Annotated in this window: 15 protein-coding genes; 6 read left to right on the top strand and 9 right to left on the bottom strand. The window is 59.7% G+C overall.

The window, feature by feature from the left end:
• Complete coding sequence (locus ACOYXH_RS16750) at positions 1–483, bottom strand: GreA/GreB family elongation factor (protein WP_095048463.1); 483 nt, start codon at positions 481–483, stop codon at positions 1–3.
• Between the two features lie 2 nt (positions 484–485).
• Positions 486–893, bottom strand: a complete 408-nt coding sequence (locus ACOYXH_RS16745; protein ID WP_460409823.1) for a hypothetical protein — start codon at positions 891–893, stop codon at positions 486–488.
• Positions 894–1,017: 124 nt separating this feature from the next.
• Here ACOYXH_RS16745 and earP point away from each other — a divergent pair, with 124 nt between their 5' ends.
• Together earP and ACOYXH_RS16735 are read left to right on the top strand one after the other, a co-directional pair.
• Positions 1,018–2,160 carry an elongation factor P maturation arginine rhamnosyltransferase EarP gene (gene earP, locus ACOYXH_RS16740; RefSeq protein ID WP_320413326.1) on the top strand — a complete coding sequence of 381 codons (1,143 nt, stop codon included), beginning with the start codon at positions 1,018–1,020 and terminating at the stop codon, positions 2,158–2,160.
• Between the two features lie 48 nt (positions 2,161–2,208).
• The gene (locus ACOYXH_RS16735) at positions 2,209–2,778 is read left to right on the top strand and encodes an elongation factor P (RefSeq protein WP_007908599.1); all 570 of its coding nucleotides are present in this window, start codon (positions 2,209–2,211) and stop codon (positions 2,776–2,778) included.
• A gap of 122 nt (positions 2,779–2,900) precedes the next feature.
• Here the strand turns inward: ACOYXH_RS16735 and ACOYXH_RS16730 are convergent, their stop codons facing one another.
• The 4 genes from ACOYXH_RS16730 to ACOYXH_RS16715 all read right to left on the bottom strand — a co-directional run bounded on the left by ACOYXH_RS16730 (position 2,901) and on the right by ACOYXH_RS16715 (position 6,162).
• On the bottom strand, positions 2,901–3,911 hold the full coding sequence (locus ACOYXH_RS16730) for an alpha/beta hydrolase (RefSeq protein WP_460409822.1): 1,011 nt from the start codon (positions 3,909–3,911) through the stop codon (positions 2,901–2,903).
• Between the two features lie 34 nt (positions 3,912–3,945).
• Positions 3,946–4,365 (bottom strand): organic hydroperoxide resistance protein, encoded by a 420-nt coding sequence (locus tag ACOYXH_RS16725; protein ID WP_007908600.1) that lies wholly within the window; start codon positions 4,363–4,365, stop codon positions 3,946–3,948.
• Positions 4,366–4,677: 312 nt separating this feature from the next.
• Positions 4,678–5,133, bottom strand: coding sequence for a MarR family winged helix-turn-helix transcriptional regulator (locus ACOYXH_RS16720; RefSeq protein WP_176471266.1), 456 nt, complete (start codon positions 5,131–5,133; stop codon positions 4,678–4,680).
• A 72-nt stretch (positions 5,134–5,205) separates the two neighbouring features.
• Positions 5,206–6,162 carry a LysR family transcriptional regulator gene (locus ACOYXH_RS16715; RefSeq protein WP_220556656.1) on the bottom strand — a complete coding sequence of 319 codons (957 nt, stop codon included), beginning with the start codon at positions 6,160–6,162 and terminating at the stop codon, positions 5,206–5,208.
• Between the two features lie 109 nt (positions 6,163–6,271).
• On the opposite strand from ACOYXH_RS16715, the gene ACOYXH_RS16710 reads away from it, so the two are divergent.
• Positions 6,272–7,021: a sulfite exporter TauE/SafE family protein gene (locus ACOYXH_RS16710; protein WP_220556655.1), complete on the top strand. Its 750-nt coding sequence runs from the start codon at positions 6,272–6,274 to the stop codon at positions 7,019–7,021.
• On the opposite strand, the gene ACOYXH_RS16705 is transcribed toward ACOYXH_RS16710, so the two are convergent.
• Positions 7,011–7,865: a LysR substrate-binding domain-containing protein gene (locus ACOYXH_RS16705; RefSeq protein WP_007908606.1), complete on the bottom strand. Its 855-nt coding sequence runs from the start codon at positions 7,863–7,865 to the stop codon at positions 7,011–7,013. The genes ACOYXH_RS16710 and ACOYXH_RS16705 overlap by 11 nt on opposite strands.
• Positions 7,866–7,961: 96 nt before the next feature.
• Between ACOYXH_RS16705 and ACOYXH_RS16700 the strand changes: the two genes are divergently transcribed.
• On the top strand, positions 7,962–8,183 hold the full coding sequence (locus tag ACOYXH_RS16700) for a DUF1127 domain-containing protein (protein ID WP_095048457.1): 222 nt from the start codon (positions 7,962–7,964) through the stop codon (positions 8,181–8,183).
• Positions 8,184–8,263: 80 nt separating this feature from the next.
• Positions 8,264–9,490, top strand: coding sequence for a winged helix-turn-helix domain-containing protein (locus ACOYXH_RS16695; protein ID WP_460409821.1), 1,227 nt, complete (start codon positions 8,264–8,266; stop codon positions 9,488–9,490).
• A gap of 132 nt (positions 9,491–9,622) precedes the next feature.
• Here ACOYXH_RS16695 and ACOYXH_RS16690 read toward each other — a convergent pair whose 3' ends face one another.
• Entirely contained in the window at positions 9,623–10,969 is a 1,347-nt protein-coding gene (locus tag ACOYXH_RS16690; RefSeq protein WP_077573929.1) for a class II 3-deoxy-7-phosphoheptulonate synthase, read from the bottom strand.
• A 153-nt stretch (positions 10,970–11,122) separates the two neighbouring features.
• On the opposite strand from ACOYXH_RS16690, the gene ACOYXH_RS16685 reads away from it, so the two are divergent.
• A complete protein-coding gene (locus ACOYXH_RS16685) occupies positions 11,123–11,878 on the top strand; it encodes a spermidine synthase (RefSeq protein ID WP_095125136.1) in 756 nt (251 codons plus the stop codon).
• 132 nt (positions 11,879–12,010) lie between these two features.
• On the opposite strand, the gene ACOYXH_RS16680 is transcribed toward ACOYXH_RS16685, so the two are convergent.
• On the bottom strand, positions 12,011–12,802 hold the full coding sequence (locus ACOYXH_RS16680; RefSeq protein ID WP_460409820.1) for a crotonase/enoyl-CoA hydratase family protein: 792 nt from the start codon (positions 12,800–12,802) through the stop codon (positions 12,011–12,013).
• Between the last annotated feature and the right edge of the window lie 296 nt (positions 12,803–13,098).

The following is a 13,098-nucleotide window of genomic DNA, read 5'->3' as shown; positions in this document are numbered from 1 at the left end:
TCAAAGCACCTCGGTGACAGCAAACTGTTGCCGGGTGCCCGCCACCAGAATCTCCACCTCATCACCTTCGCACTTGCCCAGCAGACCTTTGCCCAGCGGCGAGCGCGGAGTGATGACGGTAATCGGCTGACCGACCACATCGACTTTCAGGCCTGCTGCATCCGGCGCCAGAAACAGCCATTGCTCGCGACCCTTTTCGTCCTCCAGGCCGAGCAGGGCACCGACTTCGATACCACGATTTTCATCGTAGGCTCGCAGCGTCAGGTTCTGGCACAACGCCAGTGACTTACGGATTTCCTCGACCCGTTTTGCTTGCCCGGCTGCCAGATACGACGCTTCCAGACCCAGCGTGTCGTACTTGTTTTCGGCGATGTTTTCTTCGTGCGTCGCGGTTTCGTAAGCGGTTTGCGCGGCGCGTTCGGCGATGTCGAGGTCGATGCGCAGTTTGTCGAGAATCAGTTGGTGGACGATGTGCTTGTTCATGATCAATCGCAAAATTGCAAAACGTTGGCGCGGCTTTTTTCGCTCGGGGCCGTCTGATCCTGTTGCAGCCAGAACTGGCACTTCGGATTGGACAGTTTACGCGTGCTGCCGCGTGCCTGATCCAGACGTGCCTGTTGTTCGTTCTTGCGCAGGTTTTCTTCGTACTGCTGGAACTGCGGGCTCGGCGGCGCAATATCCGGTTGTACCTGCACGGCCGGCGGATTGGCCAGTTGCTGCACCGCTTGTGCAACCGGTGCCAGTTGTTCTTTGAAGACAAACTGCGACAGCAGCCAGCAAGTCAGCGCAATGGCGACAAAGCCCAGCCACATGCCCAGGGCAATGCTGCCGGTCAAATGCAGCGCGCTAAGCTGAACAGGCAACGGGCGACGCGGATTGGGGCGATACGGCATGGCTGCCTCCTGGCGGATGATTGCGGGCAAGTGGCGATTGTCGCACGAAGATTAATCGCCGTCGGCTCTTCTGCGCGAGGTGATTTATGCGGACAATCGCAGCTTTTGCCAACGGGAGTCTTGAATGCCGCAATTGAAACCCCGCTGGGATATTTTTTGCACCGTGGTCGACAACTTTGGCGACATCGGCGTGACCTGGCGCCTGGCCCGGCAATTGGCCGCTGAGCACGGTTTGACGGTGCGATTGTGGGTCGATGATCTGCGCGCCTTCGAACGCATTTGTCCGGCGATTGATATCAACGCCTCACAGCAATGGCAACAAGGTGTCGAAGTGCGGCACTGGCCAGCCGAGTGGGTGCACATAGAGGCGGCGGATGTGGTGATCGCTGCGTTCGCCTGTCAGTTGCCCAGTGATTACATGGACGCGATGGCCACGCGAGAGCCGCCGCCCTTGTGGATGAACCTCGACTATCTCAGCGCCGAAGACTGGGTGATTGGTTGTCACGGCTTGCCGTCGGTCAAATACAAATCGGTGCAGAAGTTCTTTTTCTTTCCCGGATTCCAGCCAGGCACTGGCGGGCTGTTGCGTGAGCGCGGCTTGCTCGAGCAGCGTCGGCAGTTTCAACAGGATGCCGAAGCTCAACGGCAATTCCTGCAAGGTCTCGGGATCGATCCTGCGTCTGACGCCGAGCTGATTTCGTTGTTTGCCTACGAGAATGCCGGGCTGGCCAGTTGGCTGGACGTTTTGGCGGCGGACGCTGCGCCGACTCACCTGTTGGTGCCGGAGGGGCGGATTCTTGGCGACGTGGCGCGCTGGCTCGGGGTGGAGACCCTGAGGGTGGGCGAGATTAATGTGCGGCAGTCTTTGACTGTGCAGGTGTTGCCGTTCGTCCGTCAGGATCAATACGATCAGTTGCTCTGGTGCTGTGATTTCAACGCGGTGCGTGGTGAGGACTCGTTCGTGCGGGCGCAGTGGGCGGGGCGGCCGATGCTCTGGCACATCTATCAGCAGGACGAAGACATCCATCTGGACAAGCTTGATGCCTTCCTCGCGCTTTACACAAAAGGTCTATCACCGGCCGCTGCCGAGGCGATGAACGGTCTGTGGCGAGCCTGGAGCGCCGGTCAGCCCATCGGTGAACAGTGGCTCGAAGTCCGCAATCATTGGCCAGAACTGCAGGAAAATGCCGAAGCGTGGTGTCTGGAACAAGGCTTGCAGGCCGATCTTGCCGCAGCGCTGGTACAGTTTTACCTAAATTGGATATGATACGCGGCCTAGATTTTTGTAAATCCCATCCAAATTCGGATATTCGCAATGAAAACTGGTAAAGAACTGAAACCCGGTACCGTGATCCGTCTCGAGAACGATCCTTGGCTGGTTCAGAAAGCTGAATTCACCAAGTCGGGCCGTAACAGCGCGATCATGAAGACCAAGCTGAAAAACCTGCTGACCGGTTACAAGACCGAGATCGTTTACAGCGCTGACGACAAACTGGACGACGTAATCCTCGACCGCAAAGAAGCGACCCTGTCCTTCATCAGCGGCGACACCTACACGTTCATGGACACCACTGACTACACCATGTACGAGCTGAACGCTGAAGACATCGAAGCTGTTCTGCCTTTCGTTGAAGAAGGCATGACCGATGTTTGCGAAGCGATCTTCTTCGAAGAGCGTCTGGTTTCCGTAGAGCTGCCGACCACCATCGTGCGCGTAGTTGACTACACCGAAGGTTCGGCTCGTGGCGACACTTCCGGCAAAGTCATGAAGCCAGCCAAGCTGGCCAACGGTACCGAGCTGCAAGTTGCTGACTTCATCGAAATCGGTGACAAGATCGAAATCGACACCCGCGAAGGCGGTTCCTACAAAGGCCGTGCCAAATAAGCACTGCTTTTTACGGAAAGAAAAAGCCCGGCCATTGAGCCGGGCTTTTTTGTGCCTGCGATTTGAGCTTCACACAATCCCCTGTGGGAGCGAGCAGGCTCACTCCCACAATGGGATTGTGGTTACTTCAAGTGTTGCTTGAGTTCTTCAGATGCCTGCAACATCGCCGAACGTACTGCCGGCACCTGGCTGACCACGTTAAGCAAACCGTAATCGTGGATCATGCCGTTGTAACGCACCGACGTCACCGCTACACCGGCCTCGTCGAGTTTGCGTGCGTAGGCTTCACCTTCATCACGCAGCACATCGGCGCCTGCGGTCTGCACCAGTGCTGGCGGCAGGCCCTTCAGTTGTGCAGTGGTGGCCCGCAGCGGCGACGCGTAAATCTCGTTTCGCTGCTTGGCGTCGGTGGTGTAGTTGTCCCAGAACCACTTCATCATGTTGCGCGTGAGGAAGTGCCCTTCGGCGTACTGGTTGTAGGAGCCGGTGTCGAAATTGGCGTCCGTCACAGGCCACAACAGCACCTGGAACTTGATCGCCGGCGTGCCTTTGTCTTTGGCCATCAGTGCAACCACGGCCGCCATGTTGCCGCCGACGCTGTTGCCTGCGACGGCCAGACGTTTCCCATCGACATTGATTTCTTTGCCGTGCTCGGCGACCCACTTCGTTGCCGCGTAGGCCTGGTTGATCGCCACCGGGTAATGCGCTTCCGGTGAAGGCGTGTAATTGACGAACACCGCCGCCGCTCCTGAACCGACCACCAGATCCCGCACCAGCCGCTCGTGCGTCGGGAAATCGCCCAGCACCCAGCCACCACCGTGGAAGAACATGAACACTGGCAGCTCGCCCTTGACCCCGGCCGGCCGGACGATGGTCAGGCTCAACGGTTGGCCATCGACCTCGATGGTTTTCTCGCTTATGTCCGCTTTGGGCAGCGTCAACTTGACCCCGGACTGCGCGCCGACCAGCACGGCGCGGGCATCTTTGGGTGTCAGCTGTTCCATCGGTTTGCCGGTGCCGGCATTCAGCACATCGAGAAATGCCTGAGTGTTGTGTTCGACATCACCGGCAAATGCACTGTGGATGGACAGGGCGAGAAGGGTACCGGTCAAGACTTTGCTGAAAGTGTGCATGTTCATTTCCTGTTCGGGCCTGGGGTATCAGCAGTTAAACGGTGACGTGCAGACGCACATCGACGTTGCCACGGGTGGCGTTGGAGTACGGGCAGACCTGATGGGCCGCGTCGACCAGCGCTTGTGCGTCGGCTTGTTCCAGGCCAGGCAGGCTGATGTGCAAATCGATGTCGAGACCGAAGCCACCGGGGATCTGGCCGATACCGACATGAGCGGTGATCGAGGCGTCGTCAGGGATTTTGCGTTTGGTCTGGCTGGCGACGAATTTCAGAGCGCCGATGAAGCAGGCCGAGTAGCCGGCAGCGAACAGTTGCTCAGGGTTGGTTGCCGCGCCGCCGGCACCGCCGAGTTCTTTCGGAGTGGCGAGTTTGACGTCGAGGATGTTGTCGCTGGAGATCGCACGACCATCACGGCCGCCAGTGGAGGTTGCGATTGCGGTGTAGAGAGTTTGCATGGTGTGAGCCTCATTGGGTGTGGTTTTGTGCGCTAATTGTTTGTGCGCTAAGTAAGTGCGAGGTGAATGTATCGCGCGAATATTTAGTGCGCAAGATAAATTTTTGAAAAAGCTGCACTTCCACGAAGGGGCGGGTATGAGAGGGTGGCTGTAAGGCTTGAGTTAGAGCGGATTGCGCGGTAGATCAGGTGGAAAAAATGTTTTGCTGTCGATGAACCCAATGTGGGAGCGAGCCTGCTCGCGAATGCGGTGTATCAGTCACCATTCATACCGACTGACACTACGCATTCGCGAGCAGGGACTGTGTGGAGGTCAGATCAGGCTTTCTTGCAAGTGACCGCGTAGCGCCTGCAACTCTGATTGCAGCTTCTGCAGGCGTTCCAGAGAGAAGCCGCTGGCGCCGAGGATGCATTGCGGAACGGTCTGGGCTTTTTCTTTCAGCGCTCGGCCTTGCTCGGTCAGCTCGACAATCACTACCCGCTCATCCTCACGACTGCGCGTGCGGCTGAGCAACCCTTCGCCCTCCAGGCGTTTGAGCAGCGGAGTCAGCGAGCCGGGATCGGTCAGCAACCGCGAGCTGATTTCTCCGACCGTCAATCCATCCTTCTCCCACAACACCATCATCGCCAGGTACTGCGGATAGGTCAGGTTCAAGGCTTGCAGCAGCGGCTTGTAGACCTTGGTCATCATCAGCGAAGTGGAATGCAGGGCGAAGCAGGCCTGGTTATCCAGCAGCAGGTCGTCGCAGGTGTCGCGTTGGGAAGTCATGTCAAAGCCTTGTTCGGTGATGGTCATGAATCTAGCGCTCGAATCTTTAATGCGCCAGATAATTCTCCGGATCTAATGGCGGCCGAGATCCCGTTGCAGCGCCAGATCCCACGGCGGCACTGGACTGAAACGAGTCTTGAGGTATTCAAGCAACAAGCGGCTGCGCGAGTTGGTTTGCTGTTCCATGCGCAGTGCGTAGATGCCGGTGGATTCCGGGGCCGGCAGACCGTTCTCGCAGAACAGCGGGACCAGTTCACCGCGCAGCAGGTATTCGCTCGCCAGCCAGGTCGGCAAATGCGCAATCCCTAATCCCGCCAAAGCCCCACACACCAGCGCTTCGGCATTGTTGGCGCTCATGCGGATGCGCGCCGGGCGGTGCAAATGCATCTGGCCGTCCTGCTCGAACCGCCAGGCGAAGGGCGGGGCGAGGCCTTCCCAGTCCAGACCGTCATGTTCACCAAGTTGTGCCGGACTGCCGGGCACGCCCCGGCGTTTGAGATAGTCAGGACTGGCACAGGCTATGCGCACCATGCTCGCCAAAGGCGTGGCCACCAATCGCGTGTCAGCCATTTGCCCGGCACGCAGTACCAGATCGACCTTGCCCAGGTTCGAGCCGCCCATGTCGACGAAACTGTCGATCAAGTGCAACTGCACATCCAGCCCCGGGTAGAGGACGAGAAAGTCGGCAATCACCGGTGCCAGATGCCGTCGCCCGAACGCAGCGGGGGCGTCGATGCGAATCAAACCTTCCGGCGCGCTGCTCAAGGACACGGCTTCGGCCCGCGCCAGTTGCAACTCGGCGACAATGCGCCGGGCACGTTCAGCAAACGCCAGACCGGCGGGTGTGGCTCTGACGGCGTGGGTGCTGCGTATAAATAACTGGCTGCCGACGGCGCTTTCCAGGCTGTCGATGCGTCGCGCAACGGCCGAAGGTGTCAGCGGATGACGGCGCGAGGCGGCGGAAAAACTGCCACTCTCCAGCACATCGAGAAACAACCCTAATTGTTCAGTCAGTTGGTTGGGGTTCATAAGAATTCACGCTTGTGCGAAATCAGCATAGCCATTGTGCGTTGCTGTGCGTTTCCCCGCCAGCCACGACTGCGTAGGATGAATCGCCTGACGTAAGAGGAATTGAGCTGTGATGGAGTTTTTGTTGTACCTGCTGTTCGGCGCCGCGCTTGGCACCCTTGGTGGCATTTTCGGTATCGGTGGCGGTTTGATCGCCATTCCGTTGCTCGGTGTGTGGTTCGGCCTCGATCAGCAGATTGCCCAAGGCACGGCGCTGGTCATGGTGGTGCCGAACGTGATGCTGGCGCTGTGGCGCTATCACCAGCGCAATCGCATCGAACTGCGGCATGCGTTGCCCTTGGCGGTGATGGGTTTTTGCTTTGCGTGGATCGGTTCGATCTGGGCGGTGGGTATCGATGCGCAAACCATGCGCATCGGTTTTGTCGCTTTCCTGGTGGTGCTCTCGGCGTACAACCTGCTGAAGATGTTCGGCAAGCAACCCGCTGCGACTTCCGAGATGCGCTATTCCTGGCCTTGGCTCGGCGTCCTCGGTGCGGCGTCCGGAACCATGGGCGGCTTGTTCGGTGTCGGTGGTGCCGTGGTGGCAACGCCGGTGCTGACCAGCCTCTTCGGCACCACGCAAGTGGTCGCTCAGGGCTTGTCGCTGGCGCTGGCGTTGCCAAGCACCGGCGTGACCCTGGTGACCTACGCGGTGCATAACGAAGTGGACTGGATGATCGGCCTGCCGCTGGCCATCGGCGGTCTGGCGAGCATCAGTTGGGGGGTGAAAGTTGCCCACGCCATGCCGGAAAAACTTCTGCGCGGGCTGTTCTGCGGTTTCCTGGTGCTGTGTGCGGTGATGCTCGCGTTTAAAGTTTAAAACCTTCGACGATATGCTCGGCCAGGCACTCGGTGATCGGCGACGGATTGTTCAGGTTGCGGATCAGCATGATGCTGGCCTCGGGCAACAGCGGCAGATCTTCGGCGGCGCCGAGAATGCGCATGTCCGGGGTGATCAGGCTTTCCAGTTGCGCGGTGATCGCCAGACCCGCGCTCACCACCGCCATCAACGCCGAGAGGCTGGTGCTGTTATAAGCGATGCGGTATTCGCGGCCCATCGCATCCAGTGCGTTACACGCCCACAAGCGGCAGAAACAATCACTGTTGAACATCGCCAGAGGTAGTGGCGTTTGTTCGTGGGCGCTGAAATTCTGCGCCTCGGCCCAGACAAAACGCTCCTTGCGCAGCAACTGACCGATTTCGTTGCCCGGTTCACGGGTGACGATCGACAAATCCAGGTCAGTACGCTGCAACAGTTGTTTGGTCGATTCGCAATGCACTTCGATCTGGATCAGTGGATAGAACTGCGCAAACCGCGACAGGATCCCCGGCAGAAAACGCATCACGTAGTCATCCGGCGTGCCGATGCGCACGGTGCCGACCATGTGCGGCTCGCGCAAGGTGTTGAACACTTCGCTGTGCAGCTTGAGGATGCGCCGCGCGTATCCGAGCAGCACCTGGCCTTCAGCGGTCAGGCGCACCTGGCGTCCGTCGCGCTCAAACAACTGCCGCTGCAACACGTCTTCTTCCAGACGCTTCATCTGCATGCTCACCGCCGATTGCGTGCGGTTGACCATTTCGCCGGCGCGGGTGAAACCGCCCTGATCGGCAATCGCGACAAAGGTGCGCAGGACATCGGTATCGATACTGGGGTAGGCCGACAATTGATGAATCTCCGTGATGCATGCCATCAGAAACATTCGTTGGATTGATCTTAGCGCCGGCGCGAGACTTGAGCCATCCACAAAGGAGGCAACACGATGAAAGGTCAAAGAGAGTATGTAGACGACGCAAAATTTTCCGGCCACGGCCATATCGTTTCCGACTTGCTGCACAAGTTTAGCCGCTGGTACGAATTGCACCGTGAACGCGAGTTGCTTGCCAGTCTGAGCGACGAAGCGTTGAAAGACATCGGCGTCAGTCGTGCCGATGTTGAACACGAGTCCGTGCGGCCGTTCTGGGATGATCCGATGCATAAATGACCCGCTGCATAAATGATCAGCAGAACGCTACACAAACCCTCTTCCAGTGAGGTAGGTTGCGAGCAGACAAGGAGATGCTCATGCCCGCGACTCTGGCCTTTTCCCTCAAACAGGCGCGACGACTGGCGCTGGCTGCCCAAGGGTTCAACGGGCGCCAGCCGCCGACCGTCAAGGCGCCACACGTCAACCGGCTGATCGAAAGGCTGGGTTTGCTGCAAATCGACTCCGTCAACGCCGTGGTGCGCTCGCACTACCTGCCGCTGTTTTCCCGTCTCGGTTCCTATTCTTCCGACTTGCTCGACCAGGCTGCCTGGAGTTCGGGGCGACGTCGCACGTTGTTCGAATACTGGGGGCACGAAGCCTCGTTGCTGCCGATGTCGATGTATCCGTTGCTGGGCTGGCGCATGCAGCGGGCCAGGCGTGGCGAGGATATTTATCAGCAACTGGCCAGATTCGGTCGCGAGCAGCAGGACGTGGTGCGTCGGGTCTTGAGTTCGGTGGAAGAGCAGGGCGCGTTGGGCGCCGGCAGCCTTTCAACCCGTGCAGACAAGGCCGGGCCGTGGTGGGACTGGAGCGCGGAAAAACATGCGCTGGAGTGGCTGTTCGCGGCGGGTGAAGTGACGGTGGCGGGGCGGCGTGGTTTTGAGCGTTTGTATGATTTGCCGGAGCGGGTGATCCCTTCATCGATCCTGCAACAGGGGTTGCCTGATGAGGCCGAAGCGCAACGCGGGTTGCTGTTGCACGCGGCACAGGCCTTGGGTGTCGGTACTGAAAAAGACCTGCGTGATTACTTTCGCCTGAATCCGGCGGATGCGCGGCCACGTCTCGCGGAACTGATTGAAGCCGGGCAGTTGCAGATGTGCGAGGTTGCCGGTTGGTGGCAAATCGCCTATTGCCTGCCGGAGCCGAGCGTCCCGCGCAAGGTCATGGCCAGTGCGCTGCTGTCGCCCTTTGATTCGTTGATCTGGGAACGCAGCCGGACTGAGCGCTTGTTCGATTTCCGTTATCGGCTGGAGATTTATACGCCACAGGACAAACGGGTTTACGGCTATTACGTGTTGCCGTTTTTGCACAACGAGCGGATTGCTGCGCGGGTGGATTTGCGGGCTGAGCGGGCGGCGGGGCAGTTGGCGGTGCATGCGGTGCACGAGGAAGAGCCGGGGCTGGATGAGCAGGGGATGCTGGCGCTGGCGGAGAATCTGCGGCGGATGGCGGATTGGTTGGGGCTGGCGCGGGTGCAGTTGAATTGTCAGCGCGAGAGTGCGGCGCGGTTGCGGGTGGCATTGGCAGAGATTGGGTGCGACTGATCTGACGCCATCGCTGGCAAGCCAGGCTCCCACAGTGTCCGCGTCGTACATATATTTTGTGATCGACGCGATCACTGTGGGAGCCTGGCTTGCCAGCGATGGGGCCAGTCATGGCGCTAAAGATGTCGAACCTTAGCGGCGGACTTGTTTCAGCGTCTCGGCGATCAAAAACGCCAACTCCAGCGACTGATCAGCATTCATCCGTGGATCACAGTGCGTGTGATAACGATCCGACAAGCCATCTTCAGTAATCGGCCGCGCACCACCGATGCACTCGGTGACATTCTGCCCGGTCATCTCGATGTGAATGCCGCCGGCATAACTGCCTTCCGCCTCGTGCACCTGGAAGAACTGTTTAACCTCGCCAAGGATCTGCGCGAAGTCGCGGGTCTTGTAGCCGCTGCTGGCCTTGATGGTGTTGCCGTGCATCGGGTCGGAACTCCACAACACCTGCTTGCCTTCACGCTGCACTGCGCGGATCAGCGCCGGCAGGTGATCGCCCACCTTGTTCGCGCCCATCCGCGCAATCAGGTTGAGGCGCCCCGGATCGTTGTCCGGGTTGAGCACGTCGATCAGGCGGATCAGGTCATCGGGATCCATGCTTGGGCCAACTTTGACGCCGATCGGGTTGTTCACCCCGCGCAGGAATTCGACATGCGCGCCGTCGAGCTGACGAGTACGGTCACCGATCCACAGCATGTGCGCCGAGCAATCGTAGTAATCGTTGGTCAGGCTGTCGCGGCGCACGAAGGCTTCTTCGTAGTTCAGCAGCAGTGCTTCGTGGGCGGTGAAGAAGCTGGTTTCGCGCAGTTGCGGCGAGCTGTCCATGCCGCAGGCGCGCATGAACGCCAGGGTTTCATCGATGCGGTCGGCGAGGTGACTGTATTTTTCTGCCAGCGCCGAGTTGGCGATGAAATCGAGGTTCCACTTGTGCACTTGGTGCAGGTCGGCAAAACCGCCCTGAGCAAACGCGCGCAGCAGGTTCAGGGTCGCGGTGGACTGGTGATAGGACTGCAGCAGGCGCTCTGGATCCGGCACGCGGCTCTTTTCGTCGAAGCCGATGCCGTTGACGATGTCGCCCCGGTAAGCCGGCAGCGTCACGCCGTCGATGGTCTCGTCGTTGGCCGAACGTGGTTTGGCAAACTGACCGGCCATGCGCCCGACTTTGACCACCGGGCAGCCGGCGGCGAAGGTCATGACGATCGCCATTTGCAGCAACACTTTGAACGTGTCGCGAATCTTCGCGGCGGAGAATTCGGCAAAGCTTTCCGCGCAATCGCCGCCCTGCAGCAGGAATGCCCGGCCCTGGGTGACTTCGGCAAACTGGCGGCGCAGTTCGCGCGCTTCGCCGGCAAACACCAGTGGCGGATAACTGGCTAGCGTCTGCTCGACCTGGCGCAGATGCGCCGCGTCAGGATATTGAGGTTGTTGCTGGATCGGCAGGGCGCGCCAGCTATCAGGACTCCACGGTTGGCTCATCACGGTCTCTAATTGGTTCTACGCACGGGAAGCCCATGGTAGCAGCAATTAGTGCGTGACCTGCTCCCGCCCCATCGCCGACAATCGCCGCTTTGCCACGGCGCCACAGCGGTGCCATCGCGTCACCGCGCCCGGTGACCATCAGGAGACGAAATGACTGAGGAGCGCGTCGAGCATCTGCTCGCCGAAGTACAGGATGAGTTCGGCGTGATTCGCGTGCTGGAAGTGGCCGATTACCGCTTTCTCGAGTTCGGCGATGCGATCGAGCAGAGCTGCGTGTTCACCGCAGATCCGAGCTGGCTCGAATACGATTACACCCGGGCGATGCTGATCGGCGCGTTGTGCCACGAGCAGCCGGAGAGCGCGCTGTTTCTAGGACTCGGCGCCGGTACATTGACCCAGGCCTGCCTCAAGTTCCTGCCGCTGGAAGATGTCGAAGCCATTGAACTGCGTCCGGATGTGCCGCGCCTAGCCATCGAATACCTTGGCCTGGACGATGATCCGCGGCTGTACATCCGTGTTGGCGATGCGCTGGAGTTACTGCCGACGGCTGAGCCGGCGGATCTGATTTTTGTCGACCTGTATACCGATGTCGGCCCGGGCGTCGGGCATCTGGCCTGGAGTTTTCTCGGCGACTGCCAGAAGCGTCTGAATCCGGGTGGCTGGCTGGTGATCAATCAGTGGGCCACCGATGACGGCAAGCCTCTGGGCGCGGCGTTGTTGCGCGGGCTCTATCACCGGCATTACTGGGAATTGCCGGTGAAGGAGGGCAACGTGATTCTGATTGTGCCGGCGGACCTCGATCAGGAGTTGGACATGCAGGCACTGACGGCCCGGGCTGAAGCGCTGGCGCCGCGGTTGGGGTATTCGTTGCAGTCGTTGATCAACAGTATTCGCCCAGCCACCTGAGGCGTCAGTGCTGTCCCCTTCGCTGGCAAGCCAGCTCCCACAGGGTTCGCGCCGTACGCAAAATGTGTGAACGACTCGGTCACTGTGGGAGCTGGCTTGCCAGCGATGGCGCCCTGACAGGCGCCATAATTCTCAGATCCCCTTGAATATGCCAGGCCGCCGCTCCACCAGCGACCGCCCCCCTTCCTTGGCATCCTCACTCGCCAACAATTTCTTCACCAACGCCGGTAACCCTTGCGCGGCCGCTGTTTCACCTTCATACCGCGCCTGCCGCGCCGACATCAACGTTGCCTGCACCCCCAACGGCGCCTGCCGGGCAATCCGCTCAGCCAATTCAATCGCCCGCGGCAACAGGTCTTCGCTGGCCATGACTTCCTGCACCAACCCCAGGTGCAACGCCTCGTGCGCATCAAACTCATCGCCGGTCAGCAGCCAGCGCATCGCGTTGCCCCAACCGGCAATCTGCTGAAAACGTAAAGTCGCACCACCAAAAGGAAAGATCCCACGCTGCACTTCCATCTGCGCGAAGCGGGTATTGCTCGCACACAGGTTTATATCGGCTGCCAGCATCAGCTCGATGCCGATGGTCAGGCAGTAACCCTGCGCGGCGACAATCACTGGTTTGCTCACCCGTGGCCCGACGAAAACACCCCATGGATCGCAACCGCCGGTCGGAACCTGCCAGCCCTGGGCGAGGGCGGAACTGGCGTTGACCAGATCCAGGCCAGCGGTAAAGTGCTCGCCATGCCCGAACACTACCGCCACCCGCGCTTCGCTGTCGGCCTCGAACTCGCCGTAGGCCAGGCTCAGCTCGTTGAGCAGGTCGAGGTCGAAAGCATTGCGCTTGGCCGCTCGATCCAGGCCAATCAGATGGACGTGACCACGACGTTCACGGCTGACGCGGCCGGGGCAGGGCTGATTCATGGCGAAATCCTCGGGCGGGAAGGGCGGGTGCAGCGACGGTATGCCGCACATCAGTGAATCGTTTAAGCGTCATCGCCCGCAGGGCCGGGCCTTTGAAAAATAGACCTTCGCGCGATTATCCGCAAAACCCCGTTACACAGCGGTGACACGCTCATTCAGGCAATAAAAAAAGCTCCCTTTTTGGGCAAAATCCGGTATAGTGCGCGCCGGCCTTTAACCGGGCCGCGTTTAGGTAGCGCATTTCCCGAAGTCAGCTTCGGCTGCACGTCCGCATTGCGGGCTCTTCCCGGACGATT

Source organism: Pseudomonas sp. Mb7 (genome assembly GCF_054790525.1).
This window is presented reverse-complemented; position numbering and strand designations above follow the sequence as displayed.

What these genes read in the sequence shown, in the direction of transcription:
- ACOYXH_RS16750 (WP_095048463.1), bottom strand. Translation starts at nt 483, where the DNA reads ATGAACAAGCACATCGTCCACCAACTGATTCTCGACAAACTGCGCATC.
- ACOYXH_RS16745 (WP_460409823.1), bottom strand. Translation starts at nt 893, where the DNA reads ATGCCGTATCGCCCCAATCCGCGTCGCCCGTTGCCTGTTCAGCTTAGC.
- earP (WP_320413326.1), top strand. Translation starts at nt 1,018, where the DNA reads ATGCCGCAATTGAAACCCCGCTGGGATATTTTTTGCACCGTGGTCGAC.
- ACOYXH_RS16735 (WP_007908599.1), top strand. Translation starts at nt 2,209, where the DNA reads ATGAAAACTGGTAAAGAACTGAAACCCGGTACCGTGATCCGTCTCGAG.
- ACOYXH_RS16730 (WP_460409822.1), bottom strand. Translation starts at nt 3,911, where the DNA reads ATGCACACTTTCAGCAAAGTCTTGACCGGTACCCTTCTCGCCCTGTCC.
- ACOYXH_RS16725 (WP_007908600.1), bottom strand. Translation starts at nt 4,365, where the DNA reads ATGCAAACTCTCTACACCGCAATCGCAACCTCCACTGGCGGCCGTGAT.
- ACOYXH_RS16720 (WP_176471266.1), bottom strand. Translation starts at nt 5,133, where the DNA reads ATGACTTCCCAACGCGACACCTGCGACGACCTGCTGCTGGATAACCAG.
- ACOYXH_RS16715 (WP_220556656.1), bottom strand. Translation starts at nt 6,162, where the DNA reads ATGAACCCCAACCAACTGACTGAACAATTAGGGTTGTTTCTCGATGTG.
- ACOYXH_RS16700 (WP_095048457.1), top strand. Translation starts at nt 7,962, where the DNA reads ATGAAAGGTCAAAGAGAGTATGTAGACGACGCAAAATTTTCCGGCCAC.
- ACOYXH_RS16695 (WP_460409821.1), top strand. Translation starts at nt 8,264, where the DNA reads ATGCCCGCGACTCTGGCCTTTTCCCTCAAACAGGCGCGACGACTGGCG.
- ACOYXH_RS16690 (WP_077573929.1), bottom strand. Translation starts at nt 10,969, where the DNA reads ATGAGCCAACCGTGGAGTCCTGATAGCTGGCGCGCCCTGCCGATCCAG.
- ACOYXH_RS16685 (WP_095125136.1), top strand. Translation starts at nt 11,123, where the DNA reads ATGACTGAGGAGCGCGTCGAGCATCTGCTCGCCGAAGTACAGGATGAG.
- ACOYXH_RS16680 (WP_460409820.1), bottom strand. Translation starts at nt 12,802, where the DNA reads ATGAATCAGCCCTGCCCCGGCCGCGTCAGCCGTGAACGTCGTGGTCAC.